Annotated in this window: 25 protein-coding genes; 15 read left to right on the forward strand and 10 right to left on the reverse strand. The window is 40.3% G+C overall.

Annotated elements, in window-relative coordinates:
- Positions 1-5 precede the first annotated feature (5 nt).
- Together EXE30_RS11140 and ubiG are read right to left on the reverse strand one after the other, a co-directional pair.
- The gene (locus tag EXE30_RS11140; RefSeq protein ID WP_130162449.1) at positions 6-704 is read right to left on the reverse strand and encodes an HAD family hydrolase; all 699 of its coding nucleotides are present in this window, start codon (positions 702-704) and stop codon (positions 6-8) included.
- Entirely contained in the window at positions 704-1,417 is a 714-nt protein-coding gene (gene ubiG / locus EXE30_RS11145) for a bifunctional 2-polyprenyl-6-hydroxyphenol methylase/3-demethylubiquinol 3-O-methyltransferase UbiG (protein ID WP_018678339.1), read from the reverse strand. Before ubiG ends, EXE30_RS11140 begins: the two co-directional genes overlap by 1 nt.
- A gap of 169 nt (positions 1,418-1,586) precedes the next feature.
- Here ubiG and EXE30_RS11150 point away from each other — a divergent pair, with 169 nt between their 5' ends.
- Positions 1,587-2,207, forward strand: a complete 621-nt coding sequence (locus EXE30_RS11150) for a thiol:disulfide interchange protein DsbA/DsbL (RefSeq protein ID WP_130162450.1) — start codon at positions 1,587-1,589, stop codon at positions 2,205-2,207.
- 54 nt (positions 2,208-2,261) lie between these two features.
- Here EXE30_RS11150 and EXE30_RS11155 read toward each other — a convergent pair whose 3' ends face one another.
- Together EXE30_RS11155 and EXE30_RS11160 are read right to left on the reverse strand one after the other, a co-directional pair.
- The gene (locus EXE30_RS11155) at positions 2,262-2,897 is read right to left on the reverse strand and encodes a TetR/AcrR family transcriptional regulator (protein ID WP_121930436.1); all 636 of its coding nucleotides are present in this window, start codon (positions 2,895-2,897) and stop codon (positions 2,262-2,264) included.
- A 106-nt stretch (positions 2,898-3,003) separates the two neighbouring features.
- Positions 3,004-3,654 carry a TetR family transcriptional regulator gene (locus tag EXE30_RS11160; protein WP_130162451.1) on the reverse strand — a complete coding sequence of 217 codons (651 nt, stop codon included), beginning with the start codon at positions 3,652-3,654 and terminating at the stop codon, positions 3,004-3,006.
- A gap of 313 nt (positions 3,655-3,967) precedes the next feature.
- On the opposite strand from EXE30_RS11160, the gene EXE30_RS11165 reads away from it, so the two are divergent.
- From EXE30_RS11165 to EXE30_RS15915, 6 genes are all read left to right on the forward strand, one after another.
- Positions 3,968-5,008 (forward strand): ferredoxin reductase, encoded by a 1,041-nt coding sequence (locus tag EXE30_RS11165; RefSeq protein WP_130162452.1) that lies wholly within the window; start codon positions 3,968-3,970, stop codon positions 5,006-5,008.
- Positions 5,009-5,037: 29 nt separating this feature from the next.
- On the forward strand, positions 5,038-6,228 hold the full coding sequence (locus EXE30_RS11170; protein ID WP_130162453.1) for a fatty acid desaturase family protein: 1,191 nt from the start codon (positions 5,038-5,040) through the stop codon (positions 6,226-6,228).
- A 124-nt stretch (positions 6,229-6,352) separates the two neighbouring features.
- Complete coding sequence (gene rph, locus EXE30_RS11175) at positions 6,353-7,069, forward strand: ribonuclease PH (protein WP_121930432.1); 717 nt, start codon at positions 6,353-6,355, stop codon at positions 7,067-7,069.
- Positions 7,070-7,216: 147 nt separating this feature from the next.
- A complete protein-coding gene (locus EXE30_RS15910; RefSeq protein WP_165382406.1) occupies positions 7,217-7,360 on the forward strand; it encodes a hypothetical protein in 144 nt (47 codons plus the stop codon).
- A gap of 24 nt (positions 7,361-7,384) precedes the next feature.
- A complete protein-coding gene (locus EXE30_RS11180; protein ID WP_130162454.1) occupies positions 7,385-9,565 on the forward strand; it encodes a phosphocholine-specific phospholipase C in 2,181 nt (726 codons plus the stop codon).
- A gap of 238 nt (positions 9,566-9,803) precedes the next feature.
- Positions 9,804-9,971 (forward strand): ABZJ_00068 family colistin stress protein, encoded by a 168-nt coding sequence (locus EXE30_RS15915; protein ID WP_004667933.1) that lies wholly within the window; start codon positions 9,804-9,806, stop codon positions 9,969-9,971.
- Here the strand turns inward: EXE30_RS15915 and nadC are convergent.
- Positions 9,968-10,813, reverse strand: coding sequence for a carboxylating nicotinate-nucleotide diphosphorylase (gene nadC, locus EXE30_RS11185; RefSeq protein WP_004667934.1), 846 nt, complete (start codon positions 10,811-10,813; stop codon positions 9,968-9,970). The two genes, EXE30_RS15915 and nadC, sit on opposite strands and share 4 nt — an antisense overlap.
- A 144-nt stretch (positions 10,814-10,957) precedes the next feature.
- Here nadC and ampD point away from each other — a divergent pair, with 144 nt between their 5' ends.
- From ampD to EXE30_RS11200, 3 genes are all read left to right on the forward strand, one after another.
- Entirely contained in the window at positions 10,958-11,539 is a 582-nt protein-coding gene (ampD, locus tag EXE30_RS11190) for a 1,6-anhydro-N-acetylmuramyl-L-alanine amidase AmpD (RefSeq protein WP_130162455.1), read from the forward strand.
- 73 nt (positions 11,540-11,612) lie between these two features.
- Complete coding sequence (gene murJ / locus EXE30_RS11195; protein WP_171457365.1) at positions 11,613-13,163, forward strand: murein biosynthesis integral membrane protein MurJ; 1,551 nt, start codon at positions 11,613-11,615, stop codon at positions 13,161-13,163.
- Between the two features lie 46 nt (positions 13,164-13,209).
- Positions 13,210-14,397: a hypothetical protein gene (locus tag EXE30_RS11200; protein ID WP_130162457.1), complete on the forward strand. Its 1,188-nt coding sequence runs from the start codon at positions 13,210-13,212 to the stop codon at positions 14,395-14,397.
- A 96-nt stretch (positions 14,398-14,493) separates the two neighbouring features.
- Here EXE30_RS11200 and EXE30_RS11205 read toward each other — a convergent pair whose 3' ends face one another.
- The 5 genes from EXE30_RS11205 to EXE30_RS11225 form a co-directional block, all read right to left on the reverse strand.
- Positions 14,494-15,186, reverse strand: a complete 693-nt coding sequence (locus EXE30_RS11205; protein WP_130162458.1) for an FKBP-type peptidyl-prolyl cis-trans isomerase — start codon at positions 15,184-15,186, stop codon at positions 14,494-14,496.
- Between the two features lie 59 nt (positions 15,187-15,245).
- On the reverse strand, positions 15,246-15,953 hold the full coding sequence (locus EXE30_RS11210; protein WP_004667945.1) for an FKBP-type peptidyl-prolyl cis-trans isomerase: 708 nt from the start codon (positions 15,951-15,953) through the stop codon (positions 15,246-15,248).
- Positions 15,954-16,151: 198 nt separating this feature from the next.
- Positions 16,152-18,335, reverse strand: coding sequence for a polysaccharide biosynthesis tyrosine autokinase (locus EXE30_RS11215; protein WP_130162459.1), 2,184 nt, complete (start codon positions 18,333-18,335; stop codon positions 16,152-16,154).
- Between the two features lie 17 nt (positions 18,336-18,352).
- Positions 18,353-18,781 carry a low molecular weight protein-tyrosine-phosphatase gene (locus tag EXE30_RS11220; protein WP_130162460.1) on the reverse strand — a complete coding sequence of 143 codons (429 nt, stop codon included), beginning with the start codon at positions 18,779-18,781 and terminating at the stop codon, positions 18,353-18,355.
- Positions 18,781-19,881 carry a polysaccharide biosynthesis/export family protein gene (locus EXE30_RS11225; RefSeq protein ID WP_130162461.1) on the reverse strand — a complete coding sequence of 367 codons (1,101 nt, stop codon included), beginning with the start codon at positions 19,879-19,881 and terminating at the stop codon, positions 18,781-18,783. The genes EXE30_RS11220 and EXE30_RS11225 overlap by 1 nt, the downstream gene beginning before the upstream one ends.
- A gap of 315 nt (positions 19,882-20,196) precedes the next feature.
- Here EXE30_RS11225 and tviB point away from each other — a divergent pair, with 315 nt between their 5' ends.
- From tviB to EXE30_RS11250, 5 genes are read left to right on the forward strand one after another with little or no spacing between them, the layout of a single operon-like run.
- Positions 20,197-21,495 carry a Vi polysaccharide biosynthesis UDP-N-acetylglucosamine C-6 dehydrogenase TviB gene (tviB, locus tag EXE30_RS11230; protein WP_130162462.1) on the forward strand — a complete coding sequence of 433 codons (1,299 nt, stop codon included), beginning with the start codon at positions 20,197-20,199 and terminating at the stop codon, positions 21,493-21,495.
- A gap of 30 nt (positions 21,496-21,525) precedes the next feature.
- A complete protein-coding gene (locus tag EXE30_RS11235; RefSeq protein WP_130162463.1) occupies positions 21,526-22,476 on the forward strand; it encodes a Gfo/Idh/MocA family protein in 951 nt (316 codons plus the stop codon).
- Positions 22,473-23,051, forward strand: a complete 579-nt coding sequence (gene wbpD, locus EXE30_RS11240) for a UDP-2-acetamido-3-amino-2,3-dideoxy-D-glucuronate N-acetyltransferase (RefSeq protein ID WP_130162464.1) — start codon at positions 22,473-22,475, stop codon at positions 23,049-23,051. The genes EXE30_RS11235 and wbpD overlap by 4 nt, the downstream gene beginning before the upstream one ends.
- A gap of 1 nt (position 23,052) precedes the next feature.
- Entirely contained in the window at positions 23,053-24,132 is a 1,080-nt protein-coding gene (locus EXE30_RS11245) for a DegT/DnrJ/EryC1/StrS family aminotransferase (RefSeq protein ID WP_130162465.1), read from the forward strand.
- 7 nt (positions 24,133-24,139) lie between these two features.
- On the forward strand, positions 24,140-25,417 hold the full coding sequence (locus EXE30_RS11250; RefSeq protein WP_130162466.1) for a lipopolysaccharide biosynthesis protein: 1,278 nt from the start codon (positions 24,140-24,142) through the stop codon (positions 25,415-25,417).
- Positions 25,418-25,457: the final 40 nt, after the last annotated feature.

A 25,457-nucleotide genomic window follows, 5' to 3' on the forward strand; every position in this document is an offset into this window, starting at 1 on the left:
CTTATTTAACTAATCATACCCTGATTTTCTGACAACACCGTGATTTTCTGTTTGAGTAGTTGATGAAGTTCAGGGACGGTTTGAATAACTGCATCTGCTTGCCAAGCGGCGAGATCATCTCGTGATTCGACTGGTAAATAACCATAGGCAGCTAAGATGGTATACATGTCTGCGTTGCGACCTGCGTCTATATCACGTGGATGATCACCAACATAAATAATGTCTTTCGCATCGAGCTGGAGCTGCTTTGCTGCTAAATACATCGGTTCAGGATCAGGCTTCGTTTTACTGACATCTTCGGGACAAACCAGCACCGCACAACGCTCTGTCAGCTGTAAGGCAGCAAGCAGTAATTCACTTAAGCCACGGGGTTTATTGGTCACTATGCCCCACGGAATCTGATGTGCTTCCAGTTCTTCTAATAAAGGATACATGCCTTCAAACAGATTGGTATCAACCACGATATTTTCGCCGTAAACATCTAAAAAGCGTTGGCGGTGTGCGAGAAATACGGGATCAGTAATATCCAATTCTGGATAAACCAATTTCACCATGGCACGCGCCCCCTCAGAAACCTGAGTGCGAATGGTTTCAGGGTCTACAACTGGACGTTGTTCATCCCGACACATCTGCTGAATAATACGAATAAAGTCCGCAGCCGTGTCAATCAGCGTACCATCAAGATCAAATAAAACAGCTTTCATTACGCACCTGTATTCGTGGTGTGAACCATGTAGTTGACGTCAACATTCGGCGCTAACCAATAATGTTTGGTGATCGGGTTGTAATGTAAGCCGGTCATCTCTTTAAGGCTTAGACCTGCATTACGAATATCATGTGCCATTTCTGATGGACGAATGAATTTATGATAGTCGTGGGTGCCTTTAGGCAATAAACGTAACACATATTCCGCGCCAATAATCGCGAATAAATAGGATTTTGGATTACGGTTAATGGTGGAGAAGAACACGTGTCCACCAGGTTTGACCAGTGTTTGACAGGCTTTTACGATAGACGCTGGATCTGGTACGTGCTCCATCATTTCCATGCAAGTGACCACATCGTATTGACCTGCTTGTTCTTGTGCCAATTGTTCTACCGGAATTTGACGATATTCAATGTTTTGCACATTGTCTTGTTGGGCATGTAAGCGACCAACAGCAAGTGGCGCTTCACCCATATCAATACCTAATACATCTGCACCACGACGCGCCATGCTTTCTGCCAAGATGCCGCCCCCACAGCCGACATCAAGGACTTTCTTGCCGGCTAAGCCGCCAACGCGTTCATCAATCCAGTTAAGACGTAAAGGGTTGATTTGATGCAGTGGACGGAACTCCGAATGTTGATCCCACCATTTGGCAGCCAATGCTTCAAATTTTGCGATTTCTTGCGGGTCAACATTCAATTGCGACATGGAGTCACCTCTATTTATTGGCATAATGATCTGACCCTAGTGTAGCGATTCTAGAAAAAAAAGCGATAAATCGAATAAAAAACTTCACAGAAGCAAAACGAATTGCTCGTGTTTGTTTTATATTTAGCATATAAACTTACGAAAAATGCTTAGAGGAAAAGCAAAGGCAATGAAAAAGTTAGTATTTGGTGTTTTAAGCACGGCTGTTATCTCATTTTCGATGAATGCAATGGCTGCAGATTTTGTGGCAGGCAAAGATTATACCGTGGTGGCAAATCCTGTTAAGACCGTAGCACCTGCTGGTCAACTCGAAGTGCGCGAATTTTTTTGGTACGGTTGTGGGCATTGTTTTAACCTTGAACCACACATGCAAACTTGGTTAAAGAAAATTCCAAAAGATGTTTATTTCCTGCGTACTCCAGCTGCTATGAATAAAGTATGGGAACAGGGTGCTCGCGGTTACTATGTGTCTGAAGCTTTAGGCGTGCGTAAGAAAACCCATATTCCACTTTTCCATGCCATCCATGACGGTGGTCAGCAGATTTTTGATCAAGCGTCTCAAGCAAAATTCTTTGCGCGTTATGGCGTGCCAGAACAGAAATTTAATAGCATGTTTAACTCATTCCCGATTACTGCAAAAATCGCGGAGTCAAATAAATTGGCACAGCAATATCAGTTGACTGGTGTTCCTGCGGTGGTGGTGAACGGTAAGTATGTAGTACAAGGTGAAGATGCTAAAGTTACTCAAGTGGTTGATTATTTGTTAGAAAAAGAGCGTAAAGGTAAGTAAATTACCAATCCTTTAGGCTAAAAAAGGACTGTATTAACAGTCCTTTTTTTGTATTTATTGTTGTTCTTGTTGGAACGCAGTTAAATCAATTTGCACCGTTTGGGTCGGCAAAGACAAAGCCTGATTAATATATAGATTAATCAGTTTTTCGCGGGAACCGATCGAACGCTGGTAATAGCTCGAATTGAGTAAAAGCGCTGCACCATAAGTCAGTGACCAGATATAGGACAAATAATCACGAATCGACATATCATAATTCAGTGATTTTAAATATTTCTCAGTCATGTCTTTGAGTGAAACAATACGTTGCTGACGAATTGCATACAGCTCATCAAAGAGATGCTTGAGCTTAGACTCCGTCATGGTCAAGTGTTCTTCTAGCTGATGCAGCAAAATAGTACGACTAGGGGCCATGAGATGATGCAACATATAGCGAGGCGCATATTCTTTGATATCAGTATGGTATTGGTCTGAAATTTTTAAAATTTCTTTTTCGTTTTGAATAATAAGTTCAAGTAATAACTCATTTTTACTTCTGAAATGCTTGTATAAGGTACCTTTGGCAATGTCCAATTCGGCAACCAGTTCATCGAGGGTCATTTCTTGGTTATTTTCTAATAATAACTTTTCAGCAACCTGTAAAATTTTTTCTTTACGAATTAAGAACTGAGTATGACGATCAGGATTCATGATGCTTTTAAGCTCCTCATAGTGTTCTAAACGGCATCGCGTTATTGTCTAATGCATCATAACGCTAAGCAATGCTTTTATATATCAAACTGTGGCGTCGATATGATCAAGCGTTTTGTGGTTCCCAGTTAGAGATACCCCGGAACAACAACCGTACTTGAGTGGTTGCATTCTCAATAAACAAATTTTGTTGTTCTAATAAATCATCAATCGAAAATTGTTTAGGTAGATTGATCCACGTCATCGCCCACGTAAAGGACATGTTGATCAAGATGGTTGAGAGTACTTGTAGATATTTGTCTTCTTTAATGTGCTTAAAGGTGTCGAGTTTGTATAAATCAACCGCCAAATCTTCAATCAGAAATTCAATCTCGCGTGCGATAGCAATGCGTACCGTTTCAGAGCCACCCCAACGTTCTGCGATCATAAACTGCCATTGTTGTGGGCTATGGTTCACGGCTTGTACAAAAAGTTCGATGCTATTGCGAGTTTTGGCTGCGCCACTGTGTTGTAGGTAGCTTTGACCCAACTGATGAATCAAGCTCTTGAGATGTAATGACACCTGATCAACCAGCTCTTGCCCCAGTGCCTCCATATCTTGGAAATGACGATAAAAAGCGGTTGGTACTAAACCAACTTCGCGAGCAACTTCACGCAAACTAATACTACTAAATGAGCGCCCAGACGTGCTGAGATGGAGCGCCGCATCCAGTAGAGCCTGACGACTCTGTTGTTTTCGTTCATCTCTAATCGACATGAATAAGATCCATAAAATTTATACTATAGAGTCTAGCAAAAAAAATAGGTTTTTTTTAGTCTTAATCGGCTGCTAAATCAGATAGATTCTTTGGCTTTTGAAATGAATGGCTTTGTTTTAACGGCTAAATGTGCTCCATGCCTTACTTATTTCTTCATTCTTTTTAATTATTTAAAAAAAAGTAGAAAAAATAATCAAAAAATTAGTGAACAAGTGTTGACTCAGTGAACACAAATAAATATAGTGTACACATGTTCACTATACGAACAGTTGTTCACTCAATATAAATAGCCAGATACAAAACGAGGAACTTATGAGCGCACAGTTAAGCTATCAGCCACATTGGGTTAGAGAAGATTTCGTTGATTTTATCCTTGCAAAGGTTAACCCGATGTGGACTTTGCGCCGCATTATGGCAAAAATCGAAGCGATTGAGCCTATTGCAGATGAAATGATCAAGGTCACTTTAAGCACTAACAATAAATTTACAACCTATCAGCCTGGTCAATTTGTGATGGTGACGGTTCGTATTGATGGTGTGCAGCATCAACGAGCGTATAGCTTGGTAAGTTCACCAAGTCACGACAAATTGGTGTTAGGTATCAAAAAACAAGGTTGTGTATCTAACTATTTAGCTAACAGCGCACGTGCTGGTGATGTGATTGAAATTACTCAGGCGATGGGCGAATTTACGCTAAAAGACTTTGATACAGAAGAAGGTAAACAACCGATTCTTTTGGTATCTGCGGGTAGTGGTATTACGCCGATTATTCCGATTGCGAAACAGGCATTAGCACGTTCAAATCAACCTGTGACGTTGATTTATTACTCACGTGATCCAGCGTTCCGTACTGAATTGGAAACACTGGCAGCAGAATATGCGCACTTTAACCTACATATTATTGTCGATAGTGCTGAACAACCTGCTTATTTTGATGAAGAAACTTTGGACCGTTTGTGTGCCGATGCTGTTCAACGTCAAACTTATGTGTGTGCTGCTCCAGGTTTGATGAAAGCGACACGTCAAATCTGGACGAAACGTGGTTGGTTAGACCGTTTAACGCAAGAAAGCTTTTTGCCAGTGACGATGGATGTGGATGCTCAAATCCAACCAGTCAATTTCCGTCGCAGTATGCAAGAATTTGAAGGCCGTGGCAACCTGTTGGCCAGTGCTGAAGCTGCGGGTTTGAAACCATCTTTTGGTTGCCGTATGGGGATTTGTAATACCTGTGTTTGTACCAAGATCAGTGGTGCAGTGAAAAATCAACTTACAGGTGAAATCGATAACCAAAACAATGTGCAAATCAAGTTGTGTGTGAGTGAAGCAGTGAGTCCCGTTGAGATTGACCTTTAATTCATATTGACCAGATAGAGTATAATATTATGAACATGATGACAGTAAATCCGACTAAAACGATTCCTCCAATCAAATTTGGCAGTAACACAAGCCGTGCATTAACACCAGAAGAAGTACAAGAGTTTGGCCGTAAGATTGATGCCATCCGTACTGAAACAATGGCTAAAATTGGCAAAGAAGATTCTGATTATATCTATAAAGTACGTAACTTTGTACGCTACACCGAAATTGCATCACGTGGCATGTTGATGTTCGGTGGCTGGATTCCACCTGTTTGGTTGCTTGGTACAGCGATGTTGGGTGTGTCTAAGATCGTCGAAAACATGGAATTGGGCCATAACGTGATGCACGGTCAGTTTGATTGGTTAAACGATCCATCGCTTAACGGTGCAACCTATGACTGGGATACGGTGTGTACCGGTGAAGACTGGAAATATACCCATAACTATAAGCATCATACTTATACCAATGTGTATGGCATGGATCATGACATTAGCGGTTATGGTGTGATGCGCATGAGCCGTGAGCAAGAGTGGGAACCACGCTTTTTGTTCAACGTGCCAATGGGATTGTTTTTATCGACGGGTTTTGAATGGCTATTGGCTTTGCAACGTCTAGAGATGGAAAAAGTGTTGTTTGATGGCACCAAAACCTGGAAAGAAGTATATGTAGAATCTAAAAATCTACGTAAAAAAATGCTACGTCAGTTTGGTAAAGATTATGTGTTGTTCCCAGTGATTGCAGGACCAATGTTCTTGCCAGTATTGGCTGGTAACTTTGTTGCTAACTTGATCCGTAACTACTGGGCATCGACCGTGATTTATTGTGGTCATTTCACAGAAGACTCTGAAATTATCACTGACAACATTGATAATGAAACCAAAGCAGAGTGGTACTTACGTCAGATTCGTGGTTCAGCAAACTTTACTGGCGGTAAAATCATGCATTTCTTGAGCGGTAACTTGAGCCATCAAATTGAACATCATTTGTTCCCTGATGTGCCTGCCAACCGTTATATCGAGATGGCACCTAAAGTACGTGAAGTCTGTGCAGAGTATGGTCAACAATACAATACTGCTCCCTTTGGATCTCAGATCGTGAGTGTGTATAAACGTCTGGCGGTTCACTCATTGCCTGACAATGTGGTAGATCGTTTGGTGGCGACCAAACGTACCTTTACTGCTGCGGTGAAAGGCATGTTTGGTAAAGCTGCTTAATCAAGATAGAGCATCGTTTGAGCCATAAAGCGGTGCTCGTCACCAATAAGTAAAAGGGAAAGTGCGTGTAATTGAGATATACTATGGTGCAATTATATTTGTGCCATCGTTTTAAGGAATCATTATGCGTATTGACCAAAGAGCATTAGACCAATTACGTGAGGTAAAAATTACCCGTAATTATACCCGTTACGCAGAAGGTTCAGTTCTGGTTGAGTTTGGTCATACCAAAGTGTTGTGTACCGCCAGCATTGATAATTCGGTTCCACGCTTTTTAAAAGGAAAAGGACAGGGTTGGGTAACTGCAGAATATGGCATGTTACCGCGTTCAACCCATACCCGTAGTGATCGTGAAGCAGCGCGTGGGAAACAGTCGGGCCGTACTCAGGAAATCCAACGTCTGATTGGTCGTAGTCTCAGAGCGATGGTTGATCTGAAAAAACTCGGTGAAAATACCATTACGATCGACTGTGATGTGATCCAAGCTGATGGCGGTACACGTACTGCAGCGATTACAGGGGCAGCTGTGGCATTGGTTGATGCTATGAATGTGTTGTTAAGTAATAAAAAGATTAAACATGACCCGTTAAAAGGTTTAGTCGCAGCCATCTCGGTAGGGATGTATCAAGACGAAGTTCACCTCGACTTGTGCTACGAAGAAGATTCAAATTGCCAAACTGATTTAAATGTGGTGATGACACAGGCGGGCGAATTTATTGAGATTCAAGGAACGGCAGAAGATAAACCGTTTACTCGCCAACAGTGTAATGACATGTTAGAGATTGCTGAAAAAGGAATCGCGGAATTGATTCTGAAGCAACAGCAAGCACTCGGTTGGTAAGCTCCAGTTGATAGTGCGGGCGGTCTGTAAATTTTAGACCGCCTTTTTTTTTGTCCGGTTTTCTGTCATCGAATTGCTATCAAAGGATCATCGTATTGTCATTGATATTGTATTGACTATCTGCACTGATATTTAACGGATAGTAAAATGCGAAACGTCCTCTTAGCGTTACTCAGCAGTAGTTTTTTCTTATTAAGTGCTTGTAATGAAAGTGATAATGGCGATAACAATAATACCACGCCAAATCCAAAACCGCCGACCTCAAACTGTACCATTCATTGTGCACCCTAAATAATAAGAATAAGGAAATAATTAATGAACCGTCGTGACTTTTTATTAAATTCAACCAAAGCATTATTTGGTACCGCTGCACTTACCAGTTTTCCAATGAGTATTCAAAAAGCCCTCGCGATTGATGCTAAGGTCGAGACTGGAACCATTAAAGACGTTAAACATGTGGTGATCTTGACCCAAGAAAATCGTTCTTTTGACAATTACTTTGGGACGTTAAAAGGGGTACGTGGCTTTGGTGATCGTTTTACCATTCCTTTAAGTGAAGGTCGTACAGTGTGGGAACAATATGATGCCAATAAAAATAAAGTTTATCCCTATCATTTAGACAGTAGCCGTGGCAATGCACAGCGGGTGAGTGGCACACCACATTCATGGACAGATGGTCAGTATGCTTGGGATCATGGACGGATGGGCAATTGGGTGCAATATAAGCAGCCACAGTCAATGGGCTATTACAAGCAACAAGAGGTTGAATTCCAATTCGCATTAGCCAATGCCTTTACCCTATGTGATGCATATCACTGTGCCATGCATACAGGCACCAACTCAAACCGTATGTTTATCTGGACAGGAACCAATGGCCCAACAGGCGCCAACGTTGCCAGTGTAGTCAATGATTTGGACTCAATCGGGCCATCCACCGTTGGTTATGACTGGACCACATATCCTGAACGCTTACAACAGGCGGGTGTAACGTGGAAGGTCTATCAAAACATGCCTGATAATTTTACCGACAATCCCTTGGCTGGTTTTAAACAATACCGTCGTGCCAATGTGTTATCAGGTAAACCGGTGAATAATATTACCATTTGCCCAGCCTATGATCCGGCTATTGATGCCGCTCAGCCTTTGTATAAAGGGATCGCCAATACCATGCCAGATGGTGGTTTTTTGGGTTCGTTTAAAGAAGATATTGCCAATGGACAGTTACCCCAAGTAAGTTGGTTAATTGCACCAGCAACCTATAGCGAACATCCTGGACCGTCTAGCCCAGTTCAAGGAGCGTGGTATATCCAAGAAACGTTAAATGCGTTAACTGAGCATCCAGAAGTATGGAGTCAGACAGTTTTCTTAATCAATTTTGATGAAAATGATGGTTTCTTTGATCATATACCTTCGCCAAGTGCACCTTCGATGGATGCTTCAGGTGTAGTACATGGCAAATCCACTTTAAGCCCAGAGCAGATGTCCTATGAGTATGCCACGCATGCCAAAGCTTCAGTAGGACAACCAAACTTTACTGATCCAAAAGTGAGTAATGGCGTGGGTGTATACGGCCCTGGTGTTCGAGTACCGATGTACATTATTTCCCCATGGAGTCGTGGTGGCTGGGTCAACTCTCAAGTATTTGACCATTCTTCAGTGATTCGTTTCTTGGAACAATGTTTTGATGTACAAGAACCTAATATTAGTCCGTATCGTCGTGCGGTGTGTGGGGACTTAAGCTCAGCATTTAACTTTAAAACGCCAAATCTTTTACCTTTGCCTGATTTAGCTGGTAAGAAAACAAAAACAGAGGTTGATGCGATTCGTAAAGCTCAGGAACGCTTGGCACAGGTCAGTCGTCCTTTAAGCCAAACCTATCCTGTTCAAGACATGGGAATACGACCATCACGTGCATTGCCGTATGTTTTGCATAGCAGTGCCAAAGTCGATGTGGTTATGAAAACTGTTAAATTAATGTTCTCCAATACAGGAGCACAAGCCGCAGTATTCCATGTTTATGACAAATTGAATTTAGACGCGATCCCACGCCGTTACATGGTGGAAGCGGGGAAGCAACTCGATGATATCTGGCAGACTAAAGATCATCAATATGATCTATGGGTGTTGGGACCGAATGGTTTCCATCGCAGTTTTGCTGGGAACTTGATACAAGCCACGCAGTTAGAAGCACTTCCAGAAATTCGCGTGTGTATGGAGGAGTGCGATTCCAAGCTTTTCTTGAAAGTGCGAAATGATGCAGCCCAAACAGCGCAGTTGGTTGTGACAGCCAATGCTTATTTACCCAATAAAACATGGCAAATCGAAACTGCGGCGAATGAAAAAGAACTCAGTTGGGATATGTCTGAGTTTGGTGGATGGTATGATTTCACAGTCAGCATTCAAAACGAACCAAGTTATCGCCGTCGTTTTGCTGGGCGCATTGAAACCAATGAAGATTCTATTTCTGATCCATATATGGGCTTTATTCAATCATAAGCGCTTTATATGTGTTTGAAATAAGCAGTCTAGGCGGATGCTAGGCTGCTTATGCTGAAAGCTAACGAAAAAAGAACCAGTAAACACAAAGTAAAATAATCAATAGCCAAGTGAGGAAGCCGATACGACTCATATCTTAAACATAAGCACACTGAGCCTTTGCATACTGTAACAGAGCATGCAAATTTGCCCCATTTTGCTTTGCTATATTGAGGGCACTGCAAGAAAAGAGATAATGATGTTACAAGTTTTTTTAATATTTCTCACCGCCGTCACTTTTATTTTAATGGCGATTGACCCACGATCTAGCCAATCGACTGAAGCGAAATCAGCATGGCAAGAGACTGAATCTCAAGCACTGGATTCGCCACAATCGACTCAGCAGCAAAAAGACCAACAGGTTTAAGCATTAAAACGCATAGATAAATCCACAGCGCGAACATCTTTGGTTAAAACACCCATCGAAATGTAATCCACGCCAGTGCTGGCAACTTCACGCAAATTTTCAATGGTGATATTGCCAGAGGCTTCTAATTTACAACGCCCCGCAACATGCTTCACTGCATCAATCATTTGTTGTTGGCTGAAATTATCCAACATCACAATATCAGCACCTGCTTCAAGTGCTTGATTAAGCTCATCCCACGTTTCAACTTCAACTTCGACGGGTTTTCCAGGTGCAATCTGATGGGCTTGAGCAATCGCTTGAACAATACCACCAGCCGCCATAATGTGATTTTCTTTAATCAAAAAGGCATCAAATAAACCAAGACGATGATTTTGACCACCACCTACGGCAACGGCATATTTCTGCGCGATACGCAAACCCGGAAGTGTTTTACGGGTATCAAGCAATTTGGTGTGTAAACCATCGAGCTGTTTCACGTAGCTGGCTGTTTTGGTCGCCACAGCGGAAAGGGTTTGTACAAAGTTTAAAGCTGGGCGCTCCACAGTTAATAAACTACGTGCCGAACCAGCAAGTTTTAAAAAAGCTTCATTGGCCGTAACCACATCACCTTCTTGTTTTAACCACGTGATTTGTACTGAGCTGTCAAAAGCCTGAATTAAAGCGTTAACCCAAGGTTGACCTGCCAAAACCATATCCTCACGCGTGATAATGGTGGCTGTAGCTTGTTCATCCGCAGGTGAAAGCATGGCGGTAATGTCGCCGTCCCCAATATCTTCTTGTAATGCTTGTTGAATATTGATTTGAATAGATTGTTCAAGCAAAGATTGAGGAATACTCATAGCATTTCCAGTATATTCTGACCAAAAAACGTGTGCGTTATATTAGCATCGTCCTCGTAAAAAATAAGTATTTGATCTCGATTATTGCGAATAAAGCATGTCAGAATGGGAAATATTAATATTAAATTGCTGATTCGAGTGACAATGCCGCAATCTAGATTTGCTCAAGTTCGAGATGGAATATTACAAGGTGCAACGCAAATTGCTTCACCTAACTTTAATGCGCGTCCTGCAGAGACGGACATTCAGCTGATCGTGATTCATAATATTAGCTTGCCGCCATCTCAATTTGGTGGGGGTTATATTCAACAATTCTTTCAGAATCAGCTGGATTGGTCGGTACATCCTTATTTTCAAACCATCGAAGGTATGCAAGTTTCAGCGCATCTGCTGATTTTACGCACAGGCGAAGTGATTCAATTTGTCAATTTTAATAACCGGTCTTGGCATGCAGGTCGTTCTAGTTATTTAGCCCAACCAGAATGTAATGATTATTCGATTGGCATTGAGCTAGAGGGGAGTGATGATTTGCCGTTTGAACCAGAACAGTATCAGTCACTGGTCGAGGTGGTACAGATATTACGTCAAGCTTATCCCAAAATCCAAAATCATCTTGCAGGTCATTCTGATATTGCACCTAAACGTAAAACAGATCCAGGTTTGCACTTTGATTGGTCGCTGTTCCGTCGTTTGCTAGCGATTCAGGCAAGCTCTAAAAAAACATGATCGAATTTATGATTTCACAACGAAATCTATTTTTACTTTCATTACAATAACGCTTTTGAAAGATAAGCCGTAGGTGAGTGCGATGGCATTGTGGCGATCGACAGTAATTGTCAGTGCAATGACGATGTTATCCCGAGTTCTGGGATTGGTACGTGATATCGTGCTGTTGAATGTATTTGGGGCGGGCAAAGATTTTGATACCTTTGTGGTTGCTTTTCGTATTCCCAACTTTTTTCGGCGCTTGTTTGCTGAAGGGGCATTTTCTCAAGCTTTTATTCCTGTTCTGACGGAATATAAAACCAGTCGTACCCATGCAGAAGTTCAAATTCTAATTAGTCGTGTTTTTGGTTGCTTGCTGACCGCAATGACATTGCTCACTTTTGCGGCGATGGTTGCTGCCCCTGTGATTATTTATATCTATGCGCCCGGTTTCCATAGCGATACTGAGAAGTTTAACCTTGCTGTGGATCTGTTTCGTCTAACCATCCCTTATCTGATGTTTATGTCATTGACGGCTTTTGCCAGCAGTATTCTAAATAGTTATGGTTCGTTTGCTTCACCTGCATTTGCTCCAGTATTGCTGAATATTGCCATGATTGCAGGAGCATGGTGGCTAACTCCCTATATGGCAGAACCGATCATGGCGCTTGGATGGGCCGTGGTGGTCGCTGGTGTTTTGCAGCTTGCCATTCAAATTCCTGAACTCTGGAAGAAAAACTTACTGATACCACCTAAAGTTGACTTTAAACACGAAGGTGTGAATCGTATCTTAAAGTTAATGTTACCTGCTTTATTTGGAGTATCTGTTACGCAAATTAACTTATTGCTAAATACGATCTGGGCATCCTTTATGCAGGATGGCTCGGTGTCATGGTTATACAGCGCAGAGCGTATGACTGAACTGCCACTGGGTTTGATTGGGGTTGCGATCGGGACGGTGATTTTGCCATCACTCTCAGCACGCCATGCTGAACAAGATCAGAGTAAATTTAGAGGTATGTTGGATTGGGCTGCTAAAATCATCATGCTGGTAGGGATTCCAGCCAGTATTGCTTTATTTATGCTGTCCACACCGATTATTCAAGCGCTTTTTCAACGTGGTGAATTTACTTTAGAAGATACACAAATGACTGCTTTGGCGTTGCAGTGTATGAGTGCTGGTGTGATCTCATTTATGTTGATTAAGGTGTTTGCCCCGGGTTTCTATGCCCAGCAAGACACAAAAACACCAGTACGGGTCGGGTTAATCGCCGTGGCGACCAATGCGATTTTAAACGTGATATTTATTGGTATCTTTAAGTTGAATGGTTGGCAAGCAGAGCATATGGCGCTGGCGATGGCCTCTTCAGGTTCAGCTTTGGTCAATGCAGGTCTACTTTATTTCTATTTACACAAACGCAATATCTATCGCTTTGGCGCGCATTGGAAAAAACTGGCATTCCAGTTTGCAGTGGCCAATCTCATCATGATTTTAGCGTTATGGTATGGCCTTACGTGGTATCAAGGTGATATTTCTCAATGGCTACGTGTGGCTGAAGTTGCTGGTTTGTGTGTGCTTGGTGTGGTGGCGTATGTTGTCGGATTATTGCTAACAGGGTTTAGACCGAGACATTTGAAATCTTAAATAATGAATGTCTCTTAGTATTTAAATAGTATGTAAGGAAATAACAGTGATTATACGAATAGTTTTTTTATATATAATATTGATACTAAGTAGACAAGTTTATGCTCAAGATCCATTGATATTAGGAGCAGAAGCATATCTCTCTCTTGATACTTGGAATACAAATGAAAGATATAATGCGTCACATGCATTAATGGTACCTTTGCACTACGCTTACAAACATAATAACCAGCCCTTGAAAAAAGATTTTGAATCAAATGTGAGTCGATTTTTGAAGGTGGGAAAAAATGAGATAAATATAAGAAAGAAAGAGGAGCGACTAAGCGGGTTACAATATTTATATTTTTTAAGTGAGTATGTGGGTTTAAATGAAAATAAAGAATTAGCTGACTATTTACTTATACAAGTTAGGGGGATTTGGAATGATATTCCTGCATGGCAATGGGGGCGAGAACCTTTTAATAATATGAAAGAAAGAATTTCATGGAAGCTGCAGGCGAACAAAGATGTTGGGTATAAAAGAATTATTATTGATGAAGAGTTCTTTAGTTTTGGAATCGCTGCTAATTTAACCAAAATCTATCCTAAAGATCCTGTGCTAAAGGAAATAAACCAATATGCACTAGAAGTATTTAAACAGAGGAGCCATTTTGAGGATGGGCGATGGTTATTTGATAAAGGTAATTACGATGATTATAAAGATCATGCTTTTGCTGGGTATGTAAATAAATTTGTTAAAGAAAAGAGACCATTAACGGGTATGGTATCAGACTCCTCCCATTTCTTTAGAATGCCTAAAATTCTTTCATCATTGCAATACTCCTATCCGATTGGAAGTTATAACTTTAATTTATATAAAAGTTATAGAAAGGGGCTTACCAAACAATTTTTGAATAAAGTTGTCCATATTAGGGATAATAAAATATATCTAACAAATTATATGGATGGTCGAAATGGGATCTATAGATGGGAATACCCTAGTTTGGGTAAGGGCAATGGTTATGGTCCCTATGAACTCACAGGCTCATTTAGTATAGGGTGGTGGGGATTCTTAGAAAATAAAGAAGTTAGCAATCTTTACTACAAATATTATCGAATGCTTCGAGTAAAAGATGATAAAGGTTTATGTCAAAAGATTATAGAAGAAACAAAACAAAAACAGAGCATTCTTGATTCTAGAAAATTTCATAATTGTGTGCGAATATATAATTCTTATATGGCCTCAAAATTATAAATGAAACTTATTAGGTTTTGATTTTAATATAAAAAGTATCTTTCATTTTGGAGATATAAATATCTAATCTGAAAGATACTTTTTAAGGCGATATGGTTACTTTTTAGATGAAATTTCCAGTAATTCAATATCAAAAATCAGGGTGCTATTTGGGCCAATTCCATCACCAGCACCAACTTCACCATAGGCGAGATTGGCTGGGATAAAGAAACGGCTTTTACCGCCTACCTTCATGGTTTGAACGCCTTCAGTCCAACCTGCGATCACTTGATTCAGTTGAAACTCGACAGGGTGGTTGCGTGCGATCGAACTATCAAACACGGTCCCATCAAGTAAACGCCCTTCATAATTGACTTTAACCGTAGAGCTCGCTCTCGGTGATTTACCTTTGCCCGCTTGAATGACTTGGTACTGTAAACCTGATCTGGTGGTTACAATATTGGCCTTTTTCGCATTTTCAGCGAGAAAGGCTTTTCCTGTTTGATCATTCTTTTGAGCGATCTCTTGAAATTCAACCAGTTGCTTTGCTTCTATACGTTTTTTATATTGATTAAGCACATTTGCCATGTCTTCATCAGTCAAAGATGCTGCTTTTCCCTGTGTCGCTTCTTTCAAGCCTTGCACGAATGCATTAATATCCAAATCTTTCAGGGTATTGGCATTGCCTTTACCCATCAAATAACCGTAACTATAACCCAACTGTTCTTGTTGTGGGCTTTTTAAAGTAATTGGTGCTGCGTGAGCAATACCCATCACGGATGTTATTAAAATAAGACTTAATTTTTTCATTATTTCTTCCAAAATGCTTTTCCGAAAATAAAGGAGAGCATATGCTCTCCTTATATCCGTTATTTTACTGCAATGAGTTCGACATCAAAAACTAAAGTACTATTCGGTGGAATAGAACCAGGCACACCTTGTTCACCGTAGCCTAAGTTGGCAGGAATATAAAGTGTTGCCTTACCGCCTTCTTTCATTAATTGTAAGCCTTCAGTCCAGCCAGGTATGACTTGATTGAGCGGGAATTCGATTGGTTCACCACGGTCATATGAACTATCAAACACAGTGCCATCGGTCAATTGACCTTTATAATGAACTTTGACGACAGACGCAGCCGTTGGTTGTTTACCTGTTCCTGCTGTAATAATTTTATATTGCAATCCTGAGGCTGTAGTTTTCACACCTTCTTTTTTCGCATTTTCAGCTAAGAAGGAGTTACCTGTTGCTTCTGCTTTCTGGGTTGCTTCGATTTGTTTTTGCTGTAATTCTTTTTGGAATTCTACATAAGCAGCTTGTAGTTCTTCCTCGGTATAGGCGGCAGGTTTTTCTGCATGGCCATCGCGGAAACCAGTGATGAAAGCAGCTGTTTCTAATTCTGGTGGAGTTTGTTTCGCAACTTCATAACCTAAAGCATAACTGATTTTTGCGCCTGGCCCTGCATTTTTGTCTGCTTTTGCGCCAAGTTCAGTGGTAGGGTGTTGAGTTGCATAATAAATCGGTATAAGGGCTGCTCCGCCTAAAACGGCTGCGACAATAACAGGTAAAGCTTTACTCATGAGATGTCCAAAGGTGAGATTTTAGTAAAAAATATGGCACTGATCTTAGCATGTCTACGCTTCAGCATTGAATAACTGATCTGAAAAATGCGTGTATTTTTTATAGGGTTTATGTTTATTCAGTTTTGTTATATTTTCAAAATAAGTATAAAAAAGCCAGATCATGCGATCTGGCTTTTGCTCATCTTTTCGGATTAATTAATCATCTTTGTGTGCTTTATAGGCATAAGCATAGTTATAGCCATAGCCATAGCCAGCACTTGCACGTTGGATATCATTCAGAATAAAGCCATTCACTTTAACGCCAGCCTGCTCAAAGCGATTTAAGCTGAGTTCAAGCTCTTTCATTTGTGATTTAGCATAACGAGCAACCAACAAATTGACGCCGACATATTGCGAAATGATAATCCCATCAGTCACTGCCAAAATAGGCGGCGTATCAATAATGATATGGTCATATTCGGAACTGAGTTTTTCAAGTAAAGCTTTAAATTGCTCAGAACCTAAAATCTCAGAAGGATTGGTTGGGTTTTTCCCTCGAGTAATCATACTTAAGCCCGCGACTTCAGTTTCATGAATCACTTGACCTAGCTCAGCTTGACTACTCAGCAACTCAGATAAGCCTGGTTTTACGTCTAAATTAAAGTACTTATGCAAATAACCACGACGTAGATCCGCATCAATCAATAAAACCTTTTTATTGCTTTGGGCAAAGATGGTTGCAAGGTTGGTGGAAATAAAAGACTTACCAACCTCAGGTGATGGACCTGCGACCATAATAATATTATTTTTTGCATTACTTAGTGCAAAATGGATCGCGGTACGAATACTACGTAAGCTTTCAATCGCAATATCATCACTGTTTTTAACCGCAAGAATAGGAATACTCTTCTTTTTCTTCAGAATACTCATACGAGTTTCTTGAACAGGAGAGCGGGGAACCGTTGCATAGACAGGTAGATCAAGCTCGCGCTCAATTTGGCTTGAATCCTTAATTCCCGTACGTAACATATTGCGTAGTAGGGCAATTAAAGTACCAAGGAAGCCACCTAGGAAAACAGCAAGAATAAGGATTTGAAGTTTCTTTGGTTTAATCGGCTCGACGGGTTCAACTGCAGTGTCGACAATACGGACATTACCGATCTCACCTGCTTTTGCGATTCTTAACTGTTGGTAAGAGTTTAAAAGTGCCGTATAGAGCTGCGTTTTAACTTCCACTTCACGATACAGCTGCAAATATCTTCTTTGTAAATCTGGCAATTGTTTTAAGGTGCTATTCAGTTCACCAATCATTTTATTTAATGCTGCAATTTGAGCATTAATCTCACGCATCGCAGGATGTTCAGCAGTATATTTGGCAGCGATATCCGCCTGTTGCTGTTGTAATTCAATTTTTTTGGTTTCTAAGGTAATACTTTGCGTCAGGTATAATTCAGACTCTTTCGTGACATCAACAGTATTATATTCTTGGCGGAATTTATTGAATTCTCTTTCAGCAACATCAAGTTGTTGTTTTAACTCAGGGAGTTGTTCATCGAGAAATTTCAAGGTTTGGGCGGTTTCTGCAGATTTGCGTGCCACATTTTGTGCGCTATAAGCAGATAGGATTGCATTGAGTACTTTGGTAATGTGCTCTTTGTCTTGGCCTTGATAACTAAGACCCAATATACCAGTCAACTTGCCCTTTTCAGCAACAGAATAATTTGCACTGATGGCGCTAACAGCAGTTGGTAAAGATCGCTTACGGATTAAATAATCGTTAGTGAATTGATCTTTTGAAAAAATACTAACTTTCCAAATGCCATATCTGTTTGACAGTTGATTGATCTGATTTAACGGTGCAGCAAGTAAGATATCATCAGTTTTGCTATCTATTAATTGGAATTTCCCTTCGTTTAAGTTTAGACGGAGAGTTTTATCGAGGAAGTTTTGTGGTACCTCAAACTGACGAAATTGAAGAGATTTTTCAGCGTCACGAAAAATCACAGCTTTAGGTGTGTACTCCGTGGCATAACTGGGTTTACCTAATAAACGCTGAGCAAATGTATCGTCAGCACTGGAAATACTTAAATCAAGATGCATTGCCTCAATTACTGAACCTAACACTAAGCGTGATTTTAATATTTCGATCTCAGATTGAGCCGGGGATTTTTGATCCACCATTTGTGAAAGATCACCTAATAGTGCGGCAGAAGCACCTTTACTACTTTCAACCTGTACTAGGGCATCAACAGCATATGTATTTGGTGTCGTGCGCAGATACAATAATGCACATACAAGACTCAGAATGACGCATAACGCGATAAGCTTCCATTGCGCAAGCAAGGAGAAGAAAAGTTCTTTTAGGTCAATTGTATCTTCAGTATTGATATTTTGGCTCATAATCTTAAATCTAAAAGTTAAATGTAATTTTTCCAATCAGTCACACACTGCTGAATCAGCTGGCATGTACTATCAAAAAAAGCTTGATCGTGTTGATAGGGATCTGACACATTTTTATTTTGCCAATGTCCGAGGCGGAAGACTTTACCTTTAGCAAATGGCCAAGTTTGCTCAATATGTTTTTGCTGATTCTGACTCATGACTAATACTAAATCCGCTTTTTTGAGATGTTCAGCCGTGAGTTTTTTGGCGATATGCGCACTCATATCAATATTGAGTGCGTGCATACAGTGTTGAGCCTTTTCATCTGCCGGATGGCCAGTTAATCCAGAGATACCAGCAGACTCAATATTGAGTTGGGGGTGAGCTTGTTTGAGCAAATATTCTGCCATTGGACTGCGACAGATATTTCCCACACAAATCACTAAAATATTCTTAATCTGCATTAATTGCCCAAACGATCAATATTATATAACGCATTAGAGAATGGAATGACTTGATTGACGATACGTTGCCAACGTGTCAAACCTGTTGCATCGACATACACAATATCATTGCTACGCAACCTAAACTGGTTAGCCAAGCCAAAATCACCCAAGCTCATTAAGTTCATATGATAGAGTGCAGTACTACGATCATTTGGATTGCTTCTGAGTACATAGATACGGCTAGCGCTGGCAGAATTTGGGTTAATTCCTAAACTTTCACCTAAGGCATCGCTCAGTGTCATGCCTTGATCGCGCATCGGCAAGGCTTGGTTTTTACCTGATTCACCCATAACATAAACTTTTTGATTTTCTCTGGTGCTGACATAAATGGTGTCATTGGGCTGAACCAAAAGTTTATGTAATGAATAGCCTGCTTTTTCAAGCTCTATGGTGTTGAGATCATAGGTTTGACCATTGCGAATCAATTGGATATAGGTATTTGCACCTTGATCATTGATACCACCAGCCATCCCCAGTGCTGTATAAATACTGGTTGGTTGGTCATTTAAATAGAATTGTCCACCTCTCAGTACGCTACCTTGTACCGAATAGCGCTGTCCTTGATATGACAAGACACGAACAATAACATCAGGTGTTTTTACATAACGTGCAAACTGGCCGCGTAGCTCGGTATTGAGTTGGGCCAAGCTTTTTCCAGCGGCTTTATAGCGGCCAACTAACGGGAGTTGAATATAACCGCTCGCATCAATCGGATAGCCCAAAGCCTGAACAGCTTGTTCGTTGTTGACCGTGGTGGTCGGCGGGGTAATTTCTGGGTATGCCCAGAGTTGAATAGAGAGTACATCACCTGCACTTAATCGATAGCCTGTTTGTTGTTTTTGAAATAAAGCTTTGTAGTCATGTTGATAATCGATTTGCGCTGGCTGTACCGCAACTAAGTTTTCCTGATCAATTTTAATGACATTCACAGTTGTTCCAAGGTCAGTGGTGTATACCCCTTCAGTTGGAATGTCATACGTTTGCAAACCGGAGGTAACAGCACAACTTGTAGCAGCGATACTTATGCTAAGAATAGAAAAAAGCTGATAGTACTTCACACATGACCCTTGGATTATTTATATCTAATTAATATCAGTTGCCAAAAAACAATTCGTTTTGAGGCCCAGAATTTGTCCAATTCTAGCTGAAAAGGAGTAAAAAAGCATAGATAAATGTCTTGGCTTTGTATGTTTAGTATTTCTAAAAAGAAATCCTTATAAGTGGGCTTTCGCCTAAAATGTGAACCAGCACACAGCTTGTTAACACATTCATACAATTGCAATGTGGCTGTTATAAATATTCTGATATAGTACGCGCAAATATTCATGACTGTTTATACACAGCAAAAACTGTAAGGGATAAGGCTTTAATTTATGTTAACACTTGCCGAATTAAAAATAGCAATTATTGGTTTAGGCTATGTCGGGTTGCCGCTGGCCGTGGAATTTGGGAAGAAATTCCCAGTTGTTGGTTTTGATATTCATCAAAAACGTGTAGATGAGCTTAAGAGTGGTCAAGATCACACTCTAGAAGTTTCACCTGAAGAGTTAAAACAAGCAGAACATTTGACATATACAGCAAATTTAGAAGATTTAAAAGACTGTAATTTCTTTATTGTCACCGTGCCTACACCTGTTGATCATGTGAATCGTCCAGATCTTAGCCCTTTAAGAAAAGCCAGTGAGAGTTTGGGTAAAGTACTTGCAAAAGGCGATATCGTAGTTTATGAGTCTACGGTTTATCCTGGTGCGACTGAAGAGGTATGTATCCCTGTGTTAGAGCAAGTATCTGGTCTGAAATTTAATCAGGATTTTTTTGCAGGTTATAGTCCAGAACGTATTAATCCTGGTGATAAAGTTAACACCCTAACTAAAATTACAAAAATCACCAGTGGTAGTACTCCTGAAGTAGCAGATTTTGTTGATCAAGTGTATGCCAGTATTATTACTGCAGGAACGCACAAAGCTTCGAGTATTAAAGTCGCTGAAGCTGCCAAAGTGATTGAAAACACCCAGCGTGACTTGAATATTGCCTTGGTGAACGAGCTCTCTGTGATTTTTGATCGGATTGGCATTGATACTCTAGATGTACTTGAAGCGGCTGGTAGTAAATGGAACTTTTTACCTTTCCGCCCAGGTTTGGTCGGTGGGCATTGTATCGGTGTAGATCCGTATTATTTAACCCATAAAGCCGAAGAAGTTGGTTACCACCCACAAGTAATTTTGGCGGGACGTCGTATCAATGACAATATGGCGCGCTATGTTGCACGTAATACTATTAAACTTATGTTACAAAATGGCATAGACGTACCGCGTGCTAGAGTTGGAGTTTTGGGCGTTACTTTTAAAGAAAACTGTCCAGATATTCGTAACAGTAAAGTCTCTGATTTAATCAAAGAGTTTGAGGCATGGGGTGCACAAGTTGTGGTGGCAGACCCGTGGGCAGATGCAAATGAAGTGAAGCATGAATACGGGATTGAATTAGGTCTTGTTGATGCAGAACATCCTGTCGATAGTCTTGTGGTCGCTGTAGGACATAATGAGTTTCGCTCCCTTTCAACCGCTGAACTTAAGTCGTATGTCAACAGCGCAAAACCAGTGTTGGCGGATGTGAAGTGTTTGTTTGACCGCAAAGAGATGGCCGATCAAGGTTTTACTGTATTCCGTCTCTAGCTTAAACGATTGAATTAAATGGTTTTAAATATGAAGAAATTTGCCCTTATTGGTGCTGCTGGATATATTGCACCACGTCATTTGAAAGCGATTAAAGAAACTGGAAACACATTGGCTGTGGCCATGGATGTGAATGACTCAGTTGGAATTATGGATAGCCACTTCCCAGAAGCAGAATTCTTTACTGAGTTTGAAGAATTTGAAGCCTATGTGGAAGATCAAAAATTAAAAGGTGACAAACTCGACTATGTTGCGATTTGCTCGCCAAACTATTTACATGCCCCACACATGAAATATGCTTTAAAAAATGGCATTGATGTAATTTGTGAAAAACCATTAGTATTAACATCAGAAGATCTTGATCTTTTATCTACCTATGAAAAACAATATGGTGCAAAAGTAAATTCAATTCTACAGTTACGTTTACACCCTTCAATTATTGCTTTACGGGATAAAGTCCAATCTGCGCCAGCAGGTAAGATTTTTGATGTCGACCTTACTTATTTAACTTCCCGCGGTAAATGGTATTTAAAATCATGGAAAGGGGTAGACAATAAATCAGGTGGTGTGGCAACGAACATTGGTGTGCATTTCTACGATATGTTGCATTTTATTTTTGGCAAAATTGTAAAAAATGAAGTGCATTTCCGTGATGAGAAAACAGCGTCAGGTTACTTAGAATATGAGCGTGCTCGTGTGCGTTGGTTCTTATCTATTGATGCGAATAACTTGCCAGAGAATGCAGTGCAAGGTGAGAAACTGACCTACCGCAGTATTACGATTGAGAATGAAGAATTAGAATTTTCGGGCGGTTTCACCGATTTACATACACAAAGTTACCAACGTATTTTAGAAGGTAAAGGCTACGGTGTAGAAGAAAACCGTGCAGCGATTGAGACTGTTGAAGTAATTCGCGTATCTCCAATTGTTGAAAATCCTGCGAACCCTCATCCACTTATGGCGAAGGTGAAGCAAAGATGAGTTTCTACAAGCATGACAGTGCAATCGTAGATGATGGTGCGCAAATTGGTGAAGACTCTCGAGTTTGGCACTTTGTTCACGTGTGCGGCGGTGCCAAAATTGGTAAGGGTGTTTCTCTAGGACAAAACGTTTTTGTTGGAAATAAAGTCGTGATTGGCGACCATTGTAAAGTGCAAAACAATGTTTCCGTTTACGATAATGTGACTTTGGAAGAAGGTGTCTTTTGTGGTCCAAGCATGGTGTTTACCAATGTCTATAATCCTCGTTCGCTGATTGAGCGCAAGGATCAGTATCGAAATACATTGGTAAAAAAGGGTGCAACACTCGGGGCAAACTGTACCATCGTGTGTGGTGTGACCATTGGTGAGTATTCATTTGTTGGGGCGGGAGCCGTAGTCAACAAAGATATTCCTGCGTATGCTTTGATGGTCGGTGTTCCTGCGAAACAAATTGGCTGGATGAGTGATTTTGGTGAGCAGCTTGATTTGCCATTACAGGGACAAGCACAGGCCATATGCCAACATACAGGCGCAGTTTATCAACTTGATGGAACGACACTGACCAAGCAGGTTTAATATGATTGACTTTATTGATTTAAAAGCACAGCAACATCGAATTAAAGATAAAATTGATGCGGGTATTCAAAAGGTTCTTCAGCATGGGCAATACATCTTGGGGCCAGAAGTTACCGAACTAGAAGAAAAGCTGGCTGCGTACGTAGGTGCAAAATATTGCATCACATGTGCCAATGGTACCGATGCTTTACAGATTGCCCAAATGGCTTTTGGTATCGGTGTGGGCGATGAAGTCATTACCCCAGGATTTACCTATATAGCGACCGCAGAAACAGTTGCACTTTTGGGGGCAACACCTGTATATGTTGATGTTAACCCTAAAACATATAACCTTGATATAGAAAGGCTAGAAGCTGCGATTACACCACGTACCAAAGCCATTATTCCTGTAAGTTTGTATGGTCAATGTGCGGATTTGGATGCGATTAACGCGATTGCTGCAAAATATAATATTCCTGTCATTGAAGATGCGGCGCAAAGTTTTGGTGCGACCTATAAGGGTCGTAAAAGCTGTAATTTAAGTACGGTCGCCTGTACCAGCTTTTTCCCAAGTAAGCCATTGGGTTGCTATGGCGATGGCGGTGCTATTTTCACCAATGATGATGAGTTGGCGAAAGTGATTCGTCAGATTGCACGTCATGGGCAGGATCGTCGCTATCATCATATTCGTGTTGGTGTAAATAGCCGTTTAGATACGATTCAGGCTGCCATTTTATTGCCAAAACTAGAAATTTTGGATGATGAGATGCAGGCGCGCCAAAAAGTAGCTGAAGTTTATAATCAGTTATTTAACCAAGTTGGTATTCATACCACACCATATGTTGAGTCACATAATACCAGCGCTTGGGCACAGTATACGATTCAGGTTGATAATCGTGTAGAAATTCAAGAGAAGCTGAGAGCTGACGGTATTCCAACGGCTGTGCACTATCCAATTCCCTTGAATAAGCAGCCTGCTGTGGCAGATAAAGATGTTGTATTAGTAGTAGGTGATACGGTTGCGGAAAAAGTGATGAGTTTGCCAATGCATCCTTATTTAACTATTGAAGCTCAAGAGAAAATAGCTCAGGCATTAGGTTGATTTAGTAGTGAAAAGCCTTTTTGAAAAAGTTACTGCAAAGTTAAATGCTCAAGGAGGCTTTTTAAAAGCTGTATCAGTTCTAGTGGGGGGGACGGCTTTTGCTCAAGTTGTTGGCTTAGTTTGTTTGCCTATTCTAACTCGATTGTATAGCCCCGAAGATTACTCAGTACTAGGAATATATGTTGCAATAGTTTCTATTTTAGCAGTAATTTCTTGTTTGCGGTTTGAGATTGCGATTCCAATCCCAGAAAAAGATGAAGAAGCAAAGGCACTATTTTTTCTTTCTTTACTTAGTAATATTTTTCTAATTCTAATTCTATATATTGTACTATATTTAACCTACCCATTTTTGCAGGGTTTCGAAATTATCCAGAAATTAGCTATATGGATTTGGCTAGTTCCATTAGGTGTTTTTTTATCTGGATTATATTCAGCACTTCAATATTGGTCTACTCGTAGAAAAAGATTTAAGGAAATTGCTCTAACTCGCATGACACAGGCTGTCTGGGGCAATGGAAGTAATCTTGCTATAGGCTTTGCGACGGGTAGTTTTGCGGGACTTATTGTAGGACAACTGATGAGTTTTAGTGGGGGGCTTCTAAGACTCGGGAATAGTACATATTATGATTTGAAACATATACATAAAACTAGTTCTTTAAAAGAAACTATTTATAAATATAAAGATTATCCAAAATATTCAACGTTCGAAGCTTTAGCTAATATAAGCGCAGTACAGTTACCCCTTCTTATTATTGCAAGTTATTTGATGGGTCCAGAAGTTGGTTATTTAATGTTAGCAATGAAGGTCTTAGGAATTCCTATGGGCCTGATTGGAAGGGCAATGGCACAGGTGTATTTATCCCAAGCACCAGGGTATTTTAATAAAAAACAATTATATGGTTATACAATTTCTATTTTAAAGAAAATATTTAAAATTATTGTTATTCCTTTTATTTTATTAGCTTTATTAAGTCCCTATATATTTGACTTTGTTTTTGGTGAAAAATGGGTTGGGTTGGGGGGGTATATCCTAGTAATGATACCATGGTATTTTATGCAGATTTTATCTTCTCCGGTTTCTATGGCATTGCATATAATAGGTTCTCAGAAAACTGCTCTGATTTTGCAAATGTTGGGTTTTATATTTCGTGTGGTTGTTTTATTGTGTTTGGCCATATTTGGAAGTGATCTAATAGTAGATTACTATATATTCTCTGGTTTTTTATTTTATCTGATTTACATGGGGGTCGTTGTTGCCTCAATAAAGCGGAAAAATATTATATGATGTATTTTATCTTTTTTTAGTTGTTTTTCTAATTGCACAT

Origin of the sequence: Acinetobacter halotolerans (assembly GCF_004208515.1) — a bacterium.
In the GTDB taxonomy this organism is placed as follows: Bacteria; Pseudomonadota; Gammaproteobacteria; order Pseudomonadales; family Moraxellaceae; genus Acinetobacter; species Acinetobacter halotolerans.